The organism is Zobellia russellii (genome assembly GCF_044597075.1).
Classification (GTDB): Bacteria; Bacteroidota; Bacteroidia; order Flavobacteriales; family Flavobacteriaceae; genus Zobellia; species Zobellia russellii.
Map to the genome: position 1 here is coordinate 2,674,362 of NZ_CP139000.1, position 21,224 is coordinate 2,695,585.

Here is a 21,224-nt window from a genome sequence, read left to right on the forward strand (position 1 = left end):
ATACTTCTAGGTTGAAAAAAAAAACCAATAAGCTCCTATATGTAAGTTTTTGCATCTAGGAGCTACTTATTGAGAAACCTTAGAAGCATGCAATTTAAACTAATGGCTAAAATGGCAGTGTTATCAATTTTCTCCTTTGCCGGACTTTTTTCTTTTTTTGGAGGGAGAGAAATGCCTCAACACCATTTTTCCGGTAACGAGCAGAGCAAAACTTTAGACCACTCCACTTGGAACACCCTTTTAAAGAAACATGTAGATCTTACGGGAAATGTAGACTATAAAGCTTTTAAGGCAGACCAAGCCACATTAACCGCTTATCTAGATTATTTGGCGCATTCGGTGCCTTCCGAAAATTGGACCAAAGAAGAGGGGCTGGCTTATTACATCAACCTTTATAATGCCGCTACGGTACAGTTAATTCTGAACAACTACCCTACCAAAAGCATAAAAGACATAAAAGACCCGTGGGGAAAAGAATGGGTGAAAATTGGTGATGAAAGTTATTCTCTTGGCGATATTGAGCATAAAATACTTCGTAAAATGGATGAGCCCAGAATTCACTTTGCCATTAACTGCGCTTCTTTCTCATGTCCAAAATTGCTTAACGAGGCCTATACAGCCCAAAAACTTGAGAACCAACTTCAGCAGGCGTCAAAAGACTTTGTAAACGACCCTACAAGAAATATCATCTCAAAAGAAAAGCTACAGCTTTCCAACATCTTTAAGTGGTACAAAAAAGATTTTACCGAAAACGGGAACCTTATCGACTATATCAAAAACTATAGTTATACAGACATAGACCAAAAAGCCAACATAAAATACCTTACCTACGATTGGAGTTTAAATGAAAAAAAATAGACTTCAAATAAGCATTATTATTCCGGTATTGAACGAAGCTAATGGCATTGTCCAAATGCTCAATCACCTAACCGAAAATAGCTCCCCTAACAACATCAAAGAAATATTGATAGTAGACGGGGGAAGCACGGACCCTACCGTTACCCTCGCAGAGCGTAATGGCGCTAGAGTTATAACCTCCGCAAAAGGAAGGGCCAAACAATTAAATTATGGTGCCAAACACGCTTATGGAGACATACTTTACTTTTTACACGCCGATACGTTCCCTCCAAAGGATTTTGATGTTTCAATACTAAATGCCATAGCGGACGGTTACAAAACGGGTTGTTTTCAAATGAAGTTTGACAGTGACAGTAAATTTTTGAACTTCTTTGCCTGGTTTACCCGTGTTAACCATAAATTATGTAGAGGGGGAGACCAATCTTTATTCATTACAAAATCCCTTTTCACCAATTCGGGTGGGTTTAATGAGGCGTATGTAGTCTATGAGGACAATGAATTTATAGGCCGCTTATACAAAAGTGCATTCTTTAAAGTTTTGCCTCGCCACGTAAAGACGTCAGCAAGAAGATACGAAGAAAGAGGCATGCTCAGGCTACAGTATCATTTTGGAATGATGCATTTAAAAAACTACTTGGGTGCCGGACCAGAGCAACTGTACGACTATTACAAAAGAAAAATTTCGATTTAGCGGATAGGACCTATTTCCCCTAACTCATGATCCAGAAGAATTCCTTCACTTATCCATTTGGCCAAAGCCTGACGGTTCTCAGGATCCAATATACGCCTCTGATCTTTCTTGTTTCTAATGTTCCCCACCTCTATAAAAGTCATTGCCGGGTGTGTCTTCTTTACTAAATACAAAGAAGTCCGGTCTTGAAAAGTTCCCGAATAAGTGCGGTTAGGCTGATATTTTTTATATTTTTTCTGAAAAGTCTTATGGATACTTTCTGCCAATTTCTTACCGTTCTTGCTCTTTTCATGATGGTAGAAAAACACGTCTATATTCTGCCCTACGCTACGGCTGTCTATATGAGTAACTATAAGGCGTTGGTATTTACCCCTATTTTGTCTGTATAGATCGTTTACGATATTTACCCGTTGTTTTAAACGGGCCACCTGGTTCAAAGGAATGGTTTTGTTAGGGTAGGCCACTTCATCATGATCTATTTCCAGAACACGTTCATCCCTGATCCCGTCGTTTTCATCCCTAATAATAATATAGACCGTAGCCCCATGGGACAATAGTTCTTTGGCCAAACGCAATGTTATGTCATACGCATACTCATCTTCAGCAATAGATTTACCACCATAAGTTGCCATTGCTCCAGGGTCCGGCCCACCATGGCCAGAAACCAAATAATAGACTGCTCCCTTCAACTTCTCGGTCTTAGGCAGTACCGTTTCATGGTCTTTACCAAAGATGGCGTAATTTTTACCTTCTATTTTTTTAATTTCCTTGGTCTTTCTTTGAATGGAATCTACAACATCAACCGTATCCAAGTCCGCAGAAGGTATTTTGTAAGTTCTACCCGCATACAAATGAACACTGTCCCTAAGGTTTTCAATATTCATTGAGATAAAATCATCATAATGATCGTATGGGTTTACCCCTTGTTTTCTTAATAAGGAAAGTATACCATCGCCTTTTTCGGCAACAACCGTCTGTATCGTATCCTGAGCGAAAGACGACATTGTAAAACCTGCGGCAACCAGAAATACCGCTACTTTTAAGCGAGAAGAAAAACTATAAACCATTAAATAAACTGTATCAAAAAACCAACATGTATCTATTTCACCAAGAAAGTGGTTCTTTCTCTAAAAATCAAAAACAATGCCTAAAATTATTGGAATGCGGTACAAAATTAAAGAACCAAGGGATAAAACAAGAAGGCTTTAAAGAATTTAGTTAACCATTTCTTCAACAGTACACCTTTTCTTCTCTTTTTAGGTAAGTTGACTTTGACGATAACTTTTAGGGGACTGACCTATGTGCCTTTTGAAATACTTTACAAAATAAGAAGCATCCTCAAACCCCAAACGAAACGCTATTTCATTAATCTGCAATGCAGTAAACCGCACCAGTCTTTTGGCCTCCAATATAGTTCTTTCGGCAATGACTTGAGATGGCGACCTCCCTACTACCGCATTTGTTAAAGTAGCTAATGTTTTGGACGAAATATTTAAAATACGGGCATATTCAACCACTGAAAGTCCCTCTTTAAAATTAGCCTCCACCAATTCCTTAAAATCGAAAAACTGTCGTTCATAAAGACTATTAAGCTGTATGGGATTTTGAGCGTCCTCTTGGTGAAAACGTTCTAGCTGTATCAAAAAAGCCTTCAGCAAAAAACGGATACTGTCTTCGTAACCAAAACGATTTCGCTCCTGCAATTCAGTTTTAATGAGAGAAATATAGGTTGAAGCCAGGGTTACGGTATCGCCCTCAATAGTATAACAAGGCTTCTCCAACATATGGAATATGTTGAATTTAAGAAACATATCTACATCTGTATGCTTAAAAAAACTTTCATTAAAATGAATAAGCCAACCTTGAACTTCTTCATTTTCATCAAATGCATGAACTTGGTCCTTAGTAACAAAGAGCAGGGTATTCTTTTTAATGGCATACCGCTTAAAATCTACCACATGCGTGCCTCCTTCATTAAAAAACCAGATAATCTGATAATAGCTATGTGAATGGGGTATAGCGGCCAAATCGCCACTTCTTTTCCTATACGCATTTAAATCGTACAACTCAAATTGAAGCTTACGCGGATGCATTTTATGCAGATGGTACTGTTCAATTTTTGTTTTCGAACGTTGCATTGATTGGGGTTGGTACTGGTTTACGAATCCTTGGTCGCAAAAGAAACAGAACACTAACGACTACCCCATAATTTTTTGTACCGCGTTAATTCCACTAATAATGGCACCGTCCATATACCCACCGTGAACAAGGGAAGTCTCCGCACCTGAAAACCAAAGTTTTCCGTTCAAATAGCCTTTGGCAAAAACTGGGTTCCCGTAAGACGGACTCATATAAATAGACTTTATAGTCTCGCAAGAAGTATGTCTATCTTTAGACCAATCTTTTTCTTCATAAGTAAGGTAATTCAAAACTTCGGCCCCTAAGTATTTAGATAAGTAGTCTAGAATCCGTTGTTTTCTATTTTCTTCGGAAGTATCTCTTAGCCCTTCATTTACAAAGCCCATTAGGGCAAAATGTGAATTCTCCGCATCATTGTGATCGTACAATTCCGTAACGGCACCCACTTGACCAATAACCATCCCTGAAAAATTCTTGTTTCGCCAAAATGGCTCTTTAAATGTCAACCCCACTTTTATGGCATTGCTCATCCAGGTATGGGTCTTATCCATTACAGCTCCAACCTCAACAGGTAATTCAGGAGAAAAGGAAATACGGGTAGCTATTTTAGGCGGAATGGTAACAATAACCTTCTCTCCATAAAATACTCCTTTGTTGGTTTCTACCCGTACTCCGTCTTCTGTTTCTGAAATGCTTAAAACATTAGTATTGGTCTGTATTTTGTCTAACACAGGTTTAGCTAATGCCTGAATCAAAGCTTGCGAATTTCCCTTAATACGATAGGCTGCTGGGGTGTTCGGGTCATTCTCAAAATAATGTTCGGGTGCCATGGTACTATAGACCAATACGCTCTTCCCTTTATTATATTGATGGTACTTTTCTATACCCAGCTCATTTAAAAGCTCAATTACCGCTTCATGATGTGTCTGGAACCAAGTAGCGCCAAAATCAATCCCGTTTTGGGTTAAAATCCGGCCCCCAATACAATCTCGTGATTCTAACACTCTAAAATCACTTACCCCCTTGCCGAATAATTTATAAGCCGATGTTAGACCTGAGAGCCCTGCCCCTATTATTATATATTTAGAAAAATTCTCTTTCAAACTTACTTCATTAAATGTGTTCCGTGCACCACTGCAGCTCCCGCTCTTAATGCCGCGGAAACCATAGTAACTTCTGCCAACTCTTCTTCCGCAGCACCTGCCGCTATTGCCGCATCTTTGTGTATTTCAAGACAATATGGACATTGCGTTGTCAAAGCTACAGCAATTGCCATTAATTCCTTATACTTTTTTGGTATAGCACCTTCTGCCAGAGCCGCTTGATCAAAAGCCCAAAATGCTTTCATTGCCTTTTCCGATCCTTCCCCTAGAGCTTTTAACTTCTCTAGATTCTTCATGTCGTACATAACTTTATATATTTTAAAATGTTATAAATTGGAACAATTTCAATGTTTTTATTCGGAAAAACAAACTGCTCCAATTCCCAAGCAATGACTAATATTAATTCCTTCCAGACATTACACCACCATCCGTGTCCCAAATAGCACCCGTTACCCACGAAGCCTTATCAGATAGTAAAAAAGAGATGGTATTGGCTACATCTTCCGGTTTTCCGTATCGCCCAATTGGATGAAAACCGTGGAAACCTTGCAAAGCTTCGTGCGCTTCTTCCTGCCCTCCAAAAACACTGTCATAAACAGGAGTTTGAACCACTGCCGGAGAAACGGCATTCACTCGGATCTTAGAATCTGCCAACTCCATGGCTAAATGTTGCGTTAAGGAATGTAGTCCTGCTTTCTGCATAGAATATGCCGTTGAAGGCGTAGCTTTCACTGCCTGCTTAGCCCACATAGAGCCTACATTTACAATAGACCCACCACCTGTGGCTGCCATCTTTCTAGCTACATTCTGTGTAATAAAATAGAACCCTCTGTTCAAATCCATATATGAATCGTAGTCTGCCACAGTATGATCTAAAAATGGTTTTGGCCCAAAAATACCCGAAGCGTTCACTAGGTAATCTAAATTATCCCAACCGCTGATTTCCGCATTCAAACTGTCCAATTCGGTTGCATTGGTAATATCTACCTTATGGGTCGTTAAATCTCCCGTAGCTTCCTCTTTAAAAGCCGCTAGTTTTTCCGGGTTTGTTCCAACAACGTGTACCTCTACGTCATCACTTAACAGCTTTTGTGCCGTTGCTTTCCCAATTCCGCTACTACCTCCAATTATTAATGCTCTTTTCATAGTATCTATTTTTAGATTTTTCTTTGGAACAAAGGTATTTAGGTTCTCTGGCCAAGAACGGCATATTCCGGAGAATCCATGGTAATTTTCGGAAACATATGCCCTAACTTTCCCTATTTAAAATACCTTTATACATATGAGCGGAAACACTTACAAACCTAGGGCACTGGACCATATTGTCTACACTGTACAAGATTTGGATTCGGCAATCACCACCTTGAAAAATAAGCTAGGTATTACCGCTGTTTTTGGAGGATACCATAGTACCCAAGGCACTAAAAATGCCTTGATCAATCTAGACAATGGTACGTATTTAGAACTATTGGCTGCAGATGATAACAACAAAAGTATACCTCCTCCAAGATGGATGGGCGTAGATATGCTTACAAAGGACCAAATTACCCGTTGGGCCATTAAATCCGATCAGCTTGAAAAAGACGCCAGTTCATTAAAAGATTACCATAGCAAAATGGGTCATATAAAAGCCGGAAGTAGGAATACAGCAAACGGGACGTCATTAAAATGGCAACTAATTTTACCCCTTGCTACACCAGAAATTGAATTAATTCCGTTTATGGTAGATTGGAGTCAAACGGAAACACACCCCCATGATGCTTTGCCCAATATGGGGTGTAAATTAATTGAACTGTATGGTACACATCCAAACCCCGACCTACTCAGCAATACGCTCAAAACCTTAAATGTAAATTTACGGATCGAGCCCAATGAAAACATGAGTTTAAAAGCCATTATACAAAGCCCAAAGGGAATAGTAGAAATTTAAAAATGCATATGAAAATCACCTCTTATCTTATTGTTGCATCAGTTTTAATGGGATTCTTTTCGTGCAAGTCCAAGGAAAAAGAAAAAAAAGAAGAATCTGTTGTAAAAACCAGTTACTCCACTGACCCCTCTACCCAAAGGGAAGAACCTGACGAGGCCAAGATTTTAGTGCTAGAAGCAATAATTGCCCATGGGGGCAATGCCTACAACATAGCTCATTATGGCTTTACCTTTCGGAACAAAGAATACACTTTTAAGAATGATGGCAACAAATACACCTATACCGCATCAGTAGGAGACACCATAGACTTTCTTGAAAACGGGAAATTAGTGCGTAGCGTAAACGGCCAGCCGGTGTCACTTTCCCCAAAGGACAATAACAAGTATAAAGAAGCTTTAAATTCAGTGATTTATTTTGCCACCCTTCCCCATAAATTAAATGACAAGGCGGTAAATAAAACCTACAAGGAGGAGATAAAAATTAACGGCGAGGATTACAAAGCCGTTCAGGTAACTTTTGACCAAAAGGGAGGTGGTACTGATTATGAGGATGTCTTTATGTATTGGATCAACAAAAATTCAAAAACAGTAGATTACCTAGCCTACAAATATGCAACGAACGGTGGTGGTGTTAGGTTTAGAAGCGCCTACAATCGTAGAACAGTAGATGGTATCATATTTCAAGACTACATCAACTACAAGGCAGCTGTTGGCACCCCATTAACCGAATTGCCTGTTTTATATGAGAAAGGAAAATTAGAAGAACTTTCAAAAATAGAAACGGAGAACGTTGTAAATTTAGCCCAATAAAACAGAAAACATGGCTGTTCTTGAAGTTATAAAAATGGGCAACCCTTTACTTAGAAAGATGTCCCAAGCGGTGGAGCCAAAAGAAATAACCTCTCCCGATTTTCAAAAATTTTTAGCGGACCTAGTGGAAACCATGCGTGCGGAAAGTGGCGCCGGTATTGCCGCAATCCAGGTTGGAGTTCTCAAAAGGGTCTTTGCTATGGAAATGAAGAAGAACGATCGTTACCCGGACAAAGGTTCTTTTTCACTTACCACAGTAATAAACCCGGAAATCGAACCTCTTTCTTCGGAAGAAGTAGAAGGATGGGAAGGATGCTTGTCCATACCCGGAATACGTGGCAGATTAAAGCGCTACAAGAAAGTAAAATTGAGCGGATACGATTCCAACGGTGAGAAGTTTGAAAGGATTCTTGATGATTTCTCCGCCATAGTAGCCCAACATGAATTGGACCACCTTAACGGCATCTTATTAATTGACCGTATGCCCAACATGAAAACTTTAACCTTTCAAGAAGAGTACGACAAGTATTGGAATGTTTGATCAGAAGTATTGGCCAATCCCAAAAACAAGTCCTCTAGAAGCATCCTTGGTAATACCATACCCATAGTCAATTCTAAAAATGGCATTGAAGATGCGCTTATGCATAAACCTAAGGCCCACTCCTGGATAAATACGGATGTTACGCTTATGGGAAAAATCACTAAAACTACCCCCTGGATTACGCCACGACCCACCATCAACAAAAACATTGCTCTGTAGCACAAACCAATTTTCTTCTATGAGGGTATGACGGTATTCCGTATTAAAAACAATAGCACCGGTTCCCCGGTCTATGGTATTACCAACACCCCGTATGTTTAAATTATTGTCTACCGTAAAGGGCGCAAAAGGCGTATTAACATTACTTGCCAATCCTAAACGGAGCCGGTTGGCCCAATTGCCCTTTTCACCAACACGTTTAAAGTAAACAAAATCGTTAAACCCAATTAAAAACTCGGGCAAACTGGAATCTTCACTCCCTACATATTGAAAATTCAAGGTGCTTCTAAATCCATCTAAAAAATAGAAATAGTACTTTATGTTTTCGTAATTGTAAATGAGTTTAAAAAGATGTTTATCTACCCTTAAAGCCCTGGGTACGCTATTGCTGGTTGCCCCAGACAGGTACTTGTAATCTTCCGTAAAAAGACTTCCCCCAAATTCTATTCGATTTTTAAAATTGAATTCGTGTAAGCCCATTACCTCAAAACCGCGATTGTTATACCTATAATCTGCGGTTGTTCCATCAAAAAAAACGGGTTCCTGAGTTGTAAAATCATTATAACTTAAAGATAAACCAGTAGTTCTACTGAACAGATGTGGAGCCCGAACGGCCACTCCATACGAATTAAAAACATCGTATTGATAAAAGCCCCCAAGGGTTATTCCCCTTCCCAAAAAGTTGAATTCCTGCAGACCTACCCTAAAGGCAAAAGCATCATTGGAGGATGAAAAAAGGTTGGCAAAAGGAATTAACGTAAAATTCTCCTCTACATTGTAAACCACTTTATATTCTGTATTGCCTTCACTTGACGGAGAAACATTATAATAAGCATGGGATATTAACGGAAGCCGTCTTAGTCTGGAAATGTCCTCGTCCAAAAGAAGAGAATCCAACTCCATACCGGACTTTAGGGTAACCAAACTTTTTAAGTATGATGTTTTTGTTCGTTTAGCCCCTTCAACCTGAACACTTACCACTGTTCCTTCTTGCGCCAGAGAGAACCATCCATTTAATACAATTATAAAGAACAGAAGTATTCTTATAGTCATTCTTTTATATAATCAGACTGCTAACGCAATTATATCCTTTCTTAGCTACATCCCAAATCATGGGCAATAGCCGTAGATCAAAACTCTATTTCCGAAAAAAGGTTCACCCAGTTATCTTCACTCACTGCCATTAAAGTAAAAGTATAATCAGCTTCTGCTTTCAAGGCCGGTGGGGTATCATTTGTAATATTCAAAACTACATTGTCCAGGTCATAGTATTGAAAATTGTTTTCGAAGGTATACGTACCGGACAGCAAATTGCCGGCATCATCGGATACCACTTGAAAATAAATTTTGGAGTCCGTATACTTCCCATCCTCCCAAGTAAACAAACGTTTTCCGGTTTCCAGAGAACCTACCTTTATATTTTTAGAAATATACTCTGTTGGCTTGGAAAGTTGTTTTAACCTAATGGGGTTGGACAGAATGTATTTTACCATCTTCTTCAAAGCTGACAATCACCCATCGTTCTTCTGCAACCGCAACTTCAAACTTTTTTAAATAGCCGTTAAAGACATCAAACGCAGGGATTTCCAATCGGTAATATTGGTCATAATCGGTTTTTGAGATAGAAGTATCTTCCGTTTCGTAGTATCTAATGTTAGTAACCCCTACCCGTGGATAAAAGAATACACTTACCAAATCATCATTTTCATTACTGGCGGCGCAGGCAATAACGTTATCAACAACTGGTGTCTTGTTGTTTAGGGCATCCTGCAATGTTACATCTTGATTTTCTAAATCGGATGAGCAACCTACGGCTACCATCACTAGAATAAAAAAAATGACTGAACGCATATCAATATTTTTTATATACCTCTTTAATTATTTCTTGTGCCGGTTTATTCTGCGGTGTAAATCTATTGTCTTTCTCCCCTCCGGATTTCTTGTGGTCTATAAACCACTTCCAAACATATCCTCCGGCAAACCATTCTTCGTTCCAAAATTCCTCAAAGATGGCTTTTTTAGCATTTACTTGGGCCACTAAGTTTACGTCATCTTCATTTTTATCTACCAACCACGGTTTATGGGCGGTGTAATCCATACTTCTATACCCAAATTCCGTAAACAAAACAGGACAATCCACTTTCTCAGAAAGTGTTGCAATATCAGTTTTCCACCTTTTCCACCCTTCTCGCAACGCCTCTACGGACGGTGTTTTTTCTTCCGACAGCGGAAAATACGCATCAATTCCTATATAATCCAAATCTTTCCAAAAAGGAACTCTGGAATATTCGTCCCAGTTGGCCGCATAAGTGAGTTTACCATCATAAACAGCCCTGATCCTACCAATTAGTTCATGCCAATATTCCGGTCTATTGGTTACGAATTTTTCAAGCTCGGTACCAATACAAAAGATTTCAGATTGGGTTTCTTGGGCCATTTTAGCATTGGCCAAGATAAATTTATCATAAGCCACCTCTAGCTTTTTCCAATCTTCTTCGGAATTCATGTGTAAGGTGCCCGTAAATTCGCCACGCCAAATCCATATCTGCGGTTTAACCATGGTCTTGATGCCATTTTTATGAAGCATGTCTATATATTGCTTTGCTCCCTTGTTGGTTTCTCCAAACCACTGGCGTTCCGTATTGAAGACAATTTCTGGAGAGGCCACATCTCTAATAAAGCCAAAAGGCATAATAGCTGCATGGTTGGCATAAACCTCCTTTACATCATCTATATGTTCTTGCAGAACTTGGTTTCTAGAAGCCACAAAGCTAACCCCGTTAATCTTTTTCTTGACTTGACTAGAGCAAGAGAACTGAAGCAGACATAAAAAAAGGAGTCCTAATCTACGCATGTATCGTTATTAAGACCCCTAAAATACAGTATTTATGATTACCTCTTAGAAAATGGCCCTCAAACCTAAATTAAAGGTTTGCCCGAGCCCCGTATTGCTCCCTCTTACGAAGTTTGTATATAAGGCTTCTAGATTAAGCGCATTTGTTAACTGATACTTGGCTCCACCTCCTAAAGCGGTAAAATCTTGAGCAAAATCGTTACCCAAATCCAAACGTTGCGAATGCTGCGCCAGCGCCAAAACTGTAAATTTAGAACTAGGGAAATAACTTAAAAATATGCCCGGTGTAAGGTTCAAGCTATTGTTGGCAAAGCTATCCTCCTTATCACCAAAACTCAGTTCAGAATTCAATTCGCTAAACAACTGCCATTTATTTCCTGGAAAAGTATAGTCATAAAAAAATCGGTTTTGCCAGATATATCCATTTTGATCCAAGAATACACCGTTTTCGGTTTCATTGTCTACCAGGGGAATAAAGAAAGAACTCTGAATGGAAAAATTACTAACAGACCTAAAAGGCACGAATTTTACCGATGGGGCTATTGAAGTTAAACCAGAACGCGCTGTGTTATCCTCTCCATCAAACTTAAAAACATCCAGAGCGCCTCTATCTCCTATTACGTTGGAACGGAATTCAAAAATAGCACCCACATTCCAACGCTTGTTTTCACCAACTCCGGTATACGCCTCTAGAGTAGAAGTAAAAAATGTTTGTCTAGGTTCCTTGCCATCACTAAATGTACTTTTGGTTTGGGTATAGAGGTTATTGAACCATTTTAAGTCTATTTGCCCCTTACCAATCAATTTGGACGGTGTATACTGTTGAATATTACTTTGAACCGTTTGTTCCTGATCGCTTGTTTCTTCTTGCGAAAATCCGATGGCAGTAGCCAAAAGAAGTCCTGAAAGAAAAAGATTTCTTTGTATTGTTTTCATAAGTTTATGTTTAAAATTTAAGGCTGCTTATTATTTTGTTTCGTTCAAGGTCCAGTCATATGGGTAATATGAAACCTTGGTTTTTTCCGGTAGTTGTTCAGACTTATACTTGTTGATAAAGTCTACTAGGCTCTGTCCATTTTGAGTGAAGTCTCCCTTATACCATTCAAAAATCTGAGAAATTTTTACTTTGTTCTTATTTAATTGGATAAACTTAGGATCGTTCAATGCCAATTTGGTCTGCTTTTCAAGTTGTGCCTCTAAAGTACTTGGCTTATACGCTTTGCTAATTATAGGAGGACATCCTAAACCGCCACATACCAATACAAAATGAAAACGTGGTTCTGCAGGGAATTTTGCCCGTAACAATTTGTTCTCAATATCGTTAAGAGTAGTTTTCTTTCCTCCTATTTCATATTTTTTTCCATCAAAAAAACCACCAACGTCCAAGGGCGATTTTAACGGATAGTTATCAACTATTCCTTTAATAACCAATAAATTGTAACCATTGATCCAAAACGCCTGATACTCTTTAGCATTTGCCTCTGCGACCGTGATTTTTTTTGCGGCCTCAAGCAATTCGTTTAAATCCGCGGGGTTTTCCTTAATTGCTTTATAATGAACTCGGCCGTTCGTAACATTAGTTTTGAAAAAGGCATCTGCCTTGCTAAAAAATTCATCAGTACTTTGTCCGAAAATGGCTGATATTGTGGCCAAAGAAAATACCAAAGCCAAGATTGAATATTTCATAATTTGATAGTTTTTGTTGTTATTCTTGTCGCATAGGTCGAGACAATTTTAACATCCATACAAAAAAAATGATTTTTTTAAGAGTTTTGTAAAAAATTAAAAATCAAGGCCCTACAAGTTCGGTTTACCTCCCAAAACCTTACAAACACCTCAAAAATTTAAAACGTTTCTAAATTAGATAAGGCGATTAAGGTGTTACCTTTAAAAACGACAGAACCCGCAACAACCGAATTAAATTATGGAGCATATCGTCATTATTGGTAACGGAATTTCAGGTGTAACCGCTGCAAGGCACATTAGAAAATTATCCAATAAAAAAATTACCATCGTATCGGCCGAGACCGATTATTTCTTTTCTCGTACTGCCCTAATGTATGTATACATGGGACACATGAAGTTTGAACATACGCAACCTTACGAAAATTGGTTCTGGAAGAAAAACCGAATAGAATTGGTAAAAGGTTTTGTTACCAACGTAGACCATGAAAGGAAAACATTGGTATTAGCTGAAGGCAAGGAACTAACTTATGATAAGTTGATTATCGCCACCGGCTCAAAACCTAACAAATTTGGTTGGCCGGGTCAAGATTTAGATGGGGTTCAGGGCTTATACTCAAAACAAGATCTGGACATGATCGAAGCTAACGCCCCAAACAACAAAGTCTGCAATCGTGCGGTTATCGTGGGTGGTGGCCTCATTGGAATAGAACTTGCGGAAATGCTCCGTTCACGTAAAATTCCGGTTACCTTTCTAGTACGCGAAAACAGTTTCTGGAACGGGGTTTTACCCAGCGGCGAATCTCAAATGATAAACGAGCATATTCTAGACCATCATATTGATTTAAAACTGGAGACCAATCTAGTTGAAATTATAGCAGATGAAAATGGAAGGGCCAAAGCCATTACTACGGACAAAGGCGAAACTATAGAATGTAATGTGGTAGGCTTAACAGCTGGTGTTTCCCCTAACATAGATTTCCTAAAGGATTCTGGCATTGAGCTTGGTAGAGGCGTCAAGGTAAACCGTCTTCTGGAAACCAATATAAAAGACATTTATGCCATAGGTGATTGCGCTGAGCAGCATGAAGGCATTGGCAACAGGAGACCTATAGAAGCGGTTTGGTATACCGGCCGTATGATGGGAGAAACCTTAGCCCAGACCATTTGTGGCAACCCAAGATCATATAATCCTGGTCATTGGTTCAACTCCGCCAAATTCCTAGACATAGAATACCAAACCTACGGTTGGGTTTTTAGTGAAAAAATCAAAAAAGAATATGAAAGCCACTTTCATTGGCGCCACGCAAAAGAAAACATCTGCATTACGGTAGCCTACCACAAAGACACCAATAAGTTTTTGGGCATCAACACCTTCGGCATTCGTATGCGGCATGAGATATTTGACCGCTGGCTAACCGAGGAACGGGACGTAGATTATGTGATGCAATACCTTAAGGATGCCAATTTTGACCCAGAATTCTATTCGCACTACGAAGAACAAATTATTTCAAAATACAACTCGGTTATGCACACCAGCTTATCCGTTAAGAAAAAAAGTTGGAAACGAATTTTTAGTAAAGCTTAACCAAATACAAAATGAAAGCAATAAAAAATATAGGACTGGTCATCTTCTTAATAGGACTGGCCACTTTTACGGTCATACCAGTTATAGGTACTTACCAATTAGACCAAAACACGTTTGAAGAAATAATCAAGGAGAAAAACATTAAAAGTGATGCTTTTATCCAAACTATTAACCAAAACGTAGTAGGCAAAGAATTCAATGGTATGTTGAGTCTATCCCCGGCCATTACCACGGCTTTGGAAAACGCCAACGCACAGCACAAAAAAAATAAAGAATACAAAAAAGTAATCTATACCAGTGGCCACGATATGGCCGCCTTGGCCGGGAAGAAATCCGGCACTGGCCTTATCGCCCAAAACAAAGGCCTTATGTGGTTCTTGACCTTTGGCCTTGGCATTATTGGAGCGTTAATGTTCATTCTGCCCAATGTTATTCTATTAGGTAAAAAGGGCATTAAAAACGATGGTGTTTACCATGAAAGCGCTACAAACAGAGGTTGGATTGCTTGGATGGTGTTCATATTCCTGGTTTCCTTTTATTTGGTCTTATACTTTAGTCCTGAATATGCCGTAAACTGGACCTTTTTAGTTGACCCGATAAGCGAAAGTCTTAGTGGCAACCCTGCTGGCCATTGGTTTGTATATGGTTTTATGTATTGTGTAGTAATGACCGTTATGGCCGTACGTATGTACATTAAATACCGTCATAATGTATACCAAATGGTGCGTACAACTTCTGTACTGTTCTTCCAGATAGTGTTTGCTTTCTTAATTCCTGAAATAATGGTACGCTTACAAATGCCATACTATGATTTTAAGAACGCATTTCCTTTGGACTATGATTTCTTTTTTCAGTGGAATTTAAAATCATTACTTAATAGTGGCGGCATAGGATTGTTCATTCTCGTATGGGGTGTTGTCCTTACCTTGGTTATTGTGCCGGTTATGGTTTATTTCTTTGGAAAAAGGTGGTATTGTTCTTGGGTATGTGGTTGTGGAGGTTTGGCCGAAACATTAGGTGACCCTTACCGTCAACACTCAAGCAAATCATTATTCTCTTGGAAAGTAGAACGTTGGTTAATACACGGGGTCCTGTTGTTTGCCGTGGTCATGACAGGCATGACCTTGTATAGTTTCTTTGCCGAATCCGGTACCGTATTGGGCATTAAGACCCAAAGTGTCCAAAATACTTATAGTTTGTTAATTGGTGCTGTCTTTGCAGGCGTTATCGGAACTGGGTTCTATCCTATTTTTGGTAACCGCGTATGGTGTAGGTTTGGTTGCCCATTGGCTGCTTACCTTGGTTTTGTGCAACGTTTTAAATCTCGCTTTAGAATTACTACCAACGGTGGCCAGTGTATTTCCTGTGGTAATTGTTCTACCTATTGTGAGCAGGGCATTGATGTACGTGCGTATGCCCAAAAAGGAGAAAATATTGTACGCTCTAGTTGTGTGGGCTGTGGTATTTGTTCCGCAGTTTGCCCTCGTGGAGTGCTGAAACTGGAGAATGGACCGGAAGAAGGCCGTATCAACCCTACCGAAGTATTATTGGGTAATGATGTTGATTTAATGGAGTTGGTAAACAAAAAATAATAGAAACACCCCTTGTTCCTGTTAGTTTCCCGTTCATAAACCGACTATAATTAAACAATTTTAAAAAATGTTTCCTAAACTATTTCTTATGGCCGCTCTTGTTTTATTTGGACTACAGTCCAAAGGAGATGCGGTATACCATAAAGAATACTATCAAACAGGAAATATTAAAGAAGAAGGTTGGTTAATAAACGGTGAAAAAACGGATTTTTGGAAGTTTTACCACAACAACGGAAAACTAGCGGAGCAAGGGCACTACAAAAACAATAAACGCACATCCTACTGGCATTTTTATGATAGTTATGGCAAACCTCTACAAGAGGGCCACTATACAAACGGAAAAAAATCCAATTGGTGGCTTTTCTATGATTCTATGGGAAAAGTGAACCACAAATGCCAGTTAATTAATGGAAAGAAAAATGGATATTGTCTTAAATACATCAATGAGAAGTTGACCTCGGCCGAAAAATACCAAAACGGTAAAAAAATTAAGGAATGGTTTAGTTTTAGTAGTTTTAGGCGCGAAAACAACTTATCCGACCTTAAATAATGACACGTTGCTATCTGTTCCTCTTGCTTCTAATTACCATTTCGGTTCAGTCTCAAACAGAAATAAACTACCCAAAAGTCCTTTATGGAAATGAACATATTACGGCTAGTTGGGTAAGCCACCCAGATATTAAAGGAGGTGAAGACGCCGCTGTATTGTTTCGCAACACATTTAAGGTTGCCGATTTAGAAGAAGATTTTATCATCAACATCTCAGCAGATAACCATTACTTTCTATATGTAAATGGAGAATTTGTAACTCACGGCCCACAATTAAGCGATATCCAGCATTATAAATATGAGACGCTCAACCTAAAAAACTATTTGCATAGGGGTAAAAATGTTATAGCCGTTAAGGTTATTAATTTTGGAAAAAGAAGGTTTTTGGGCATGCAATCCATTTTCACAAGTTTAGTGGTAAACGGAGTGTCCAACGGGGCAAAAATCATTAGCACAACGGGGTATAATGATGATTGGGTATGTTCCATAGCCCCTTCTTACAAAGCAAATGAAGTAATATGGCGCGGCAATGGGGAAAAGGCTATTGTTGGCGGGTTTTATGCCAACAACCCTACTGATATTATTGACATGAACAAACACCCTACCAACTGGGACACAATAGATTACAACGACTCTGATTGGCAAAAGGTGGAGTTTTTTGAAAATGCCAGTAGCATGGGCGGTTCTATTGCCTATTTATTGGAGCCTCGCAATCTACCCTTACTAACTTGGGATAAAGAAGCTATCGGAAATACTGTAAGAAGTACGGAAAAGGCCTCCTCAAAATTCCCCGTTTCCGGAGAACTGAAAATCTCACCACAACACAAGACAACTTTCCTCATTGACCAAAAATATGTCACGAACGGGTTTCCTGAACTTGTTTTTAGCAAAGGAAAAGATGCACGTATCAAAATAAAATATGCCGAAAACCTTTTTGGTGAAGAAAATGAAAAAGGCGACCGGAACAACATTAAAAACAAAAAGTTGCTAGGCTATTATGACAGCATTGTTTCCAACGGTAAAAATGCACAAAAGTTTATTCCAAATTGGATGCGAACCTTCCGCTTTGTTGAATTTGAAATTGAAACAAAGGACCAGGAACTGGTATTAAATAGTTTTATAAATTATCGTTCACGAGCCAATATAGCTTCCAACGCACGTTTTCATTCAGACAATGAAATGTACAATGCCATTTTTGATATCTGTAAAAGAACGGTAGATATCTGTACACAGGATTATTTCCTAAGTGATGCGTATTACGAGACCATGCAGTATGTAGGGGACACTAAAATTCATGCGTTACTTTGGCAGGCTATGAGTGGTAACCTATCACACACTAGGAACGCTATTGAACAATTTCATCAATCACGGGATTCTGAAGGTAATATTTTGGGCGCCTATCCATTAAGGTCTACCTATATTTATCCCACCTATTCCTTGGTTTGGGTAGATATGGTTGCAGATTATTACAACCTAACTAATGACTCCGCTTTTATTGAAAAATACGAGGCTGGTATCATGAGTACGCTAGCAGGTTTCGAAAAAAATATGAACGGACGAAATCTGGTAAACAAAACCAAGTATCGTTATTTTATAGATTGGTATTCAGGACCAAATGACGGCAAAGGGACTGCTACAAAAAATGATGGAGAAAACTCCGCCGTGGTAACCCTTCATTATGTACACGCGCTACAAAACGCCGCTAAATTGTTTAGAGCCATTGGCAAAAATGATTTCGCAGAAAAATATCAAAACAGAGCAGAAGAAATAAAAAAATCCGTTTACAACCTTTGTTACGATAACCAAAAAAACCTTTTTGCCGAACGCCCAGATAAGACTGTTTACGATCAACATACAAATATCATGGCTATTCTTACGGATGCCGTACCAGCCCGTGAACAGAGAGAACTACTGGAAAAAATTTTGAATAACAAAGAGTTACTACAAGCCACCTATTATTACCGTTTCTATTTATTTCAGGCTATACAAAAGGTTGGTGCTCCAGAATTGTTCCACTTGGCACAGAAACCATGGGAAACTATGGTCAACAATCATATGACTACTACCTTAGAACGTTTTGAAAGCGAAAAAAAACCAACACGATCAGAAGTACATCCATGGAGCGCTTCCCCTGCCTACTTCTATTTCAACTACTTAGCAGGAATAAAATCCTTAAAAAATAACTTTGAAGAAGTAAGGATCGCTCCGGCTTTTGGCGCCCTTGAAACCATAGACGGTTTGCTTCCTACTTCTAGGGGCAACATTACTTTCAACCTGAAAAAATCTAAATCCAAACTTTTGGCGGAAATAACTATTCCAAAGGGCATGAAAGGTGAATTAGTTTGGAACGACAAACATATTCCACTAAAACAGGGAACTAACAAGTACACGCTAAAATAAGCTTCACCAATGCTACAACCAGACATTAAAGTCATTATTCCTGCATATAACGAAGCAGATTCTATAGCTTCGGTGATTGGTGACATCCCAAAATCGGTATCTGAAATAATTGTCGTAAACAATAATTCCACAGATAAAACAGCAGAAAATGCAACTAAGGCGGGAGCTACTGTATTGACCGAGAGCCAAATGGGGTATGGCTACGCTTGTTTGAAGGGTATGGACTATGTTGCCAAACAATCCAAAGCACCTGATATTATCGTATTTGTTGACGGAGATTATTCAGACTATCCAGAAGAACTTGATAAGCTTGTAGCTCCAATTCTGAATAAAGATGTAGATTTTGTAATTGGTGCGCGCGTAAAACGACTAAGAGAAGAAGGCAGCATGACTCCACAGCAAATTTTTGGTAACTGGCTGGCCACTTTTTTAATGAAATTGTTCTTTGGCGCAACATTTACAGACCTAGGTCCGTTTAGGGCTATAGCTTATGATAAGTTATTAGCGCTCAACATGGAAGACAAAACTTACGGGTGGACGGTAGAGATGCAATTAAAGGCTTTAAAGAAAAAGTTGGCATATACCGAAATACCAGTACGTTACAAAAAAAGAATTGGCGTGTCAAAAGTTTCCGGTACCGTAAAAGGTAGTATATTTGCGGGCATAAAAATATTAGGTTGGATTTTTAAATACAGCATAAAATAATATGGGTTTACTTATTGCTTACATTATTATCGCAATCTATAGTGTAGCTCTGCTATTGATATTCTTCTACAGCTTGGCGCAACTTAACCTCTTGGTAAATTACCTAGGGTACAAAAGACGCAACCAAATTGCCCCAAAATTCAATCTTCTTGACCCAAAGGAGATTCCCTATGTTACTATACAGCTACCTGTCTATAACGAGGAGTACGTTATGGAACGGTTGCTAGAGAACATTGCAAAAATAGAATACCCTAAAAGTAAACTTGAAATTCAGGTGCTTGATGATTCTACGGACGATTCTGTAAACGATACCGCAGAACGGGTAAGGACCTTGCAGGAAACAGGTCTTGACATTCAACATATACGCCGCGAAAATCGCCAGGGTTTTAAAGCGGGAGCATTAAAAGAAGGACTGGAAATTGCAAAAGGTGAGTTTATTGCCATTTTTGATGCAGATTTTATGCCATCCGGCGATTGGTTAAAAAAGACAGTTATTTACTTTAAAGACCCGGAAATTGGCGTGGTACAGACACGTTGGGGCCACATTAACCGTGAGTACTCTACCCTAACCCGTATACAGGCCTTTGCCTTGGATGCCCATTTTACTTTGGAACAGGTAGGCCGAAACGCAAAAGGACACTTTATAAACTTTAACGGTACTGCCGGAATATGGCGTAAAGAATGCATTATAGACGCAGGAAACTGGGAAGGGGATACGCTTACCGAAGACCTTGACCTTAGCTACCGTGCCCAATTAAAGAACTGGAAATTCAAATATCTTGAAGATGTTGAGACACCAGCTGAACTTCCTGTAGTTATCAGCGCCGCTCGTTCACAACAATTTAGATGGAACAAAGGGGGTGCAGAAAACTTTAGAAAAACGGTTTTTAACGTAGTTACGGCCAAGAACATTTCGTTCAAGACCAAATTTCATGGGGTAATGCATTTACTGAACAGTTCTATGTTTCTGTGTGTTTTCTTGGTTTCGTTACTGAGTATACCGGCCATGTACATAAAAGCCATATACCCGCAGCTTGATATTGTTTTTACCCTATTGAGTTTCTTTGTACTGAGCACTATTATTCTTTTTGTTTGTTATTGGTTTACCTATAAGAGTATCCAAGGAAGCAGTTTTGACAATTTTGTAGATTATATAAAATTGTTCTTTACTTTCTTTTCTGTAGCATTAGGCTTCTCCTTACACAATTCAATTGCTGTTCTTGAAGGGCATATGGGAAAAAGAAGCGAATTTGTACGTACCCCAAAATTCAACTTGAATAACCTTACGGATTCTTGGAAAGGTAATAAGTACCTTACCAAGAAATTATCTCCAAACATGATTCTTGAAGCTGTTCTAATGGTGTATTTCCTTTTTGGAATGTATAGCGCCATTCCCTTGAACGATTTTGGACTTTTCCCTTTTCATTTTATGCTTTTTATAGGTTTTGGATTTGTTTTCACCAAGTCTTTAACTTCACGTGCATAACGCGAAGAATCTATTCTTGCAAAAGGACCACATGTCATTTAATTTTCTTATTTTTTCGATGATAGGAACAAACCGTT

Annotated in this window: 22 protein-coding genes; 11 read left to right on the forward strand and 11 right to left on the reverse strand. The window is 38.9% G+C overall.

Annotated features, from left to right (window positions below; translation table 11 throughout):
- Nucleotides 1-87 precede the first annotated feature (87 nt).
- A complete protein-coding gene (locus SJY45_RS10900) occupies nt 88-858 on the forward strand; it encodes a DUF547 domain-containing protein (RefSeq protein WP_400070651.1) in 771 nt (256 codons plus the stop codon).
- Nucleotides 845-1,549 (forward strand): TIGR04283 family arsenosugar biosynthesis glycosyltransferase, encoded by a 705-nt coding sequence (locus SJY45_RS10905; protein ID WP_289037123.1) that lies wholly within the window; start codon nt 845-847, stop codon nt 1,547-1,549. Before SJY45_RS10900 ends, SJY45_RS10905 begins: the two co-directional genes overlap by 14 nt.
- Here the strand turns inward: SJY45_RS10905 and SJY45_RS10910 are convergent.
- The 5 genes from SJY45_RS10910 to SJY45_RS10930 all read right to left on the reverse strand — a co-directional run bounded on the left by SJY45_RS10910 (nt 1,546) and on the right by SJY45_RS10930 (nt 5,937).
- Nucleotides 1,546-2,616, reverse strand: coding sequence for an N-acetylmuramoyl-L-alanine amidase (locus SJY45_RS10910; RefSeq protein ID WP_215913816.1), 1,071 nt, complete (start codon nt 2,614-2,616; stop codon nt 1,546-1,548). The genes SJY45_RS10905 and SJY45_RS10910 overlap by 4 nt on opposite strands.
- Nucleotides 2,617-2,805: 189 nt before the next feature.
- Complete coding sequence (locus SJY45_RS10915; protein WP_400070654.1) at nt 2,806-3,687, reverse strand: helix-turn-helix domain-containing protein; 882 nt, start codon at nt 3,685-3,687, stop codon at nt 2,806-2,808.
- Between the two features lie 60 nt (nt 3,688-3,747).
- Nucleotides 3,748-4,791 (reverse strand): flavin monoamine oxidase family protein, encoded by a 1,044-nt coding sequence (locus tag SJY45_RS10920; RefSeq protein WP_400070656.1) that lies wholly within the window; start codon nt 4,789-4,791, stop codon nt 3,748-3,750.
- 2 nt (nt 4,792-4,793) lie between these two features.
- Nucleotides 4,794-5,096 carry a carboxymuconolactone decarboxylase family protein gene (locus SJY45_RS10925; RefSeq protein WP_400070658.1) on the reverse strand — a complete coding sequence of 101 codons (303 nt, stop codon included), beginning with the start codon at nt 5,094-5,096 and terminating at the stop codon, nt 4,794-4,796.
- Between the two features lie 94 nt (nt 5,097-5,190).
- Nucleotides 5,191-5,937, reverse strand: a complete 747-nt coding sequence (locus tag SJY45_RS10930) for an SDR family NAD(P)-dependent oxidoreductase (protein WP_400070659.1) — start codon at nt 5,935-5,937, stop codon at nt 5,191-5,193.
- Between the two features lie 136 nt (nt 5,938-6,073).
- Between SJY45_RS10930 and SJY45_RS10935 the strand changes: the two genes are divergently transcribed.
- Genes SJY45_RS10935 through def form a run of 3 tightly spaced genes read left to right on the forward strand, consistent with a single transcriptional unit; the run spans nt 6,074 to nt 8,071 of the window.
- Entirely contained in the window at nt 6,074-6,721 is a 648-nt protein-coding gene (locus SJY45_RS10935) for a VOC family protein (protein WP_400070661.1), read from the forward strand.
- Between the two features lie 8 nt (nt 6,722-6,729).
- The gene (locus SJY45_RS10940; RefSeq protein ID WP_400070663.1) at nt 6,730-7,530 is read left to right on the forward strand and encodes a DUF6503 family protein; all 801 of its coding nucleotides are present in this window, start codon (nt 6,730-6,732) and stop codon (nt 7,528-7,530) included.
- Between the two features lie 10 nt (nt 7,531-7,540).
- Nucleotides 7,541-8,071, forward strand: coding sequence for a peptide deformylase (def, locus tag SJY45_RS10945; RefSeq protein ID WP_400070665.1), 531 nt, complete (start codon nt 7,541-7,543; stop codon nt 8,069-8,071).
- Here the strand turns inward: def and SJY45_RS10950 are convergent, their stop codons facing one another.
- The 6 genes from SJY45_RS10950 to SJY45_RS10975 all read right to left on the reverse strand — a co-directional run bounded on the left by SJY45_RS10950 (nt 8,072) and on the right by SJY45_RS10975 (nt 12,830).
- Nucleotides 8,072-9,343: a POTRA domain-containing protein gene (locus tag SJY45_RS10950; RefSeq protein WP_400070667.1), complete on the reverse strand. Its 1,272-nt coding sequence runs from the start codon at nt 9,341-9,343 to the stop codon at nt 8,072-8,074.
- A gap of 77 nt (nt 9,344-9,420) precedes the next feature.
- Nucleotides 9,421-9,783: a hypothetical protein gene (locus SJY45_RS10955; protein ID WP_400070669.1), complete on the reverse strand. Its 363-nt coding sequence runs from the start codon at nt 9,781-9,783 to the stop codon at nt 9,421-9,423.
- A complete protein-coding gene (locus tag SJY45_RS10960; RefSeq protein WP_400070671.1) occupies nt 9,752-10,141 on the reverse strand; it encodes a hypothetical protein in 390 nt (129 codons plus the stop codon). The genes SJY45_RS10955 and SJY45_RS10960 overlap by 32 nt, the downstream gene beginning before the upstream one ends.
- Nucleotide 10,142: 1 nt before the next feature.
- A complete protein-coding gene (locus SJY45_RS10965; protein WP_400070673.1) occupies nt 10,143-11,144 on the reverse strand; it encodes a glycoside hydrolase family 113 in 1,002 nt (333 codons plus the stop codon).
- A gap of 45 nt (nt 11,145-11,189) precedes the next feature.
- Complete coding sequence (locus tag SJY45_RS10970) at nt 11,190-12,080, reverse strand: hypothetical protein (protein ID WP_400070675.1); 891 nt, start codon at nt 12,078-12,080, stop codon at nt 11,190-11,192.
- Between the two features lie 30 nt (nt 12,081-12,110).
- Nucleotides 12,111-12,830, reverse strand: coding sequence for a DUF547 domain-containing protein (locus SJY45_RS10975; protein WP_400070677.1), 720 nt, complete (start codon nt 12,828-12,830; stop codon nt 12,111-12,113).
- 238 nt (nt 12,831-13,068) lie between these two features.
- Here SJY45_RS10975 and SJY45_RS10980 point away from each other — a divergent pair, with 238 nt between their 5' ends.
- The 6 genes from SJY45_RS10980 to SJY45_RS11005 all read left to right on the forward strand — a co-directional run bounded on the left by SJY45_RS10980 (nt 13,069) and on the right by SJY45_RS11005 (nt 21,147).
- A complete protein-coding gene (locus tag SJY45_RS10980; RefSeq protein ID WP_400070679.1) occupies nt 13,069-14,415 on the forward strand; it encodes an NAD(P)/FAD-dependent oxidoreductase in 1,347 nt (448 codons plus the stop codon).
- Between the two features lie 11 nt (nt 14,416-14,426).
- Nucleotides 14,427-16,007 carry a 4Fe-4S binding protein gene (locus tag SJY45_RS10985; protein ID WP_400070681.1) on the forward strand — a complete coding sequence of 527 codons (1,581 nt, stop codon included), beginning with the start codon at nt 14,427-14,429 and terminating at the stop codon, nt 16,005-16,007.
- Nucleotides 16,008-16,074: 67 nt separating this feature from the next.
- Nucleotides 16,075-16,557, forward strand: coding sequence for a toxin-antitoxin system YwqK family antitoxin (locus SJY45_RS10990; RefSeq protein WP_400070683.1), 483 nt, complete (start codon nt 16,075-16,077; stop codon nt 16,555-16,557).
- Nucleotides 16,557-18,956, forward strand: a complete 2,400-nt coding sequence (locus SJY45_RS10995) for an alpha-L-rhamnosidase C-terminal domain-containing protein (protein WP_400070685.1) — start codon at nt 16,557-16,559, stop codon at nt 18,954-18,956. Before SJY45_RS10990 ends, SJY45_RS10995 begins: the two co-directional genes overlap by 1 nt.
- A 9-nt stretch (nt 18,957-18,965) precedes the next feature.
- Complete coding sequence (locus SJY45_RS11000) at nt 18,966-19,661, forward strand: glycosyltransferase family 2 protein (protein WP_400070687.1); 696 nt, start codon at nt 18,966-18,968, stop codon at nt 19,659-19,661.
- Between the two features lies 1 nt (nt 19,662).
- Nucleotides 19,663-21,147 carry a glycosyltransferase gene (locus SJY45_RS11005; RefSeq protein WP_400070689.1) on the forward strand — a complete coding sequence of 495 codons (1,485 nt, stop codon included), beginning with the start codon at nt 19,663-19,665 and terminating at the stop codon, nt 21,145-21,147.
- Nucleotides 21,148-21,224: the final 77 nt, after the last annotated feature.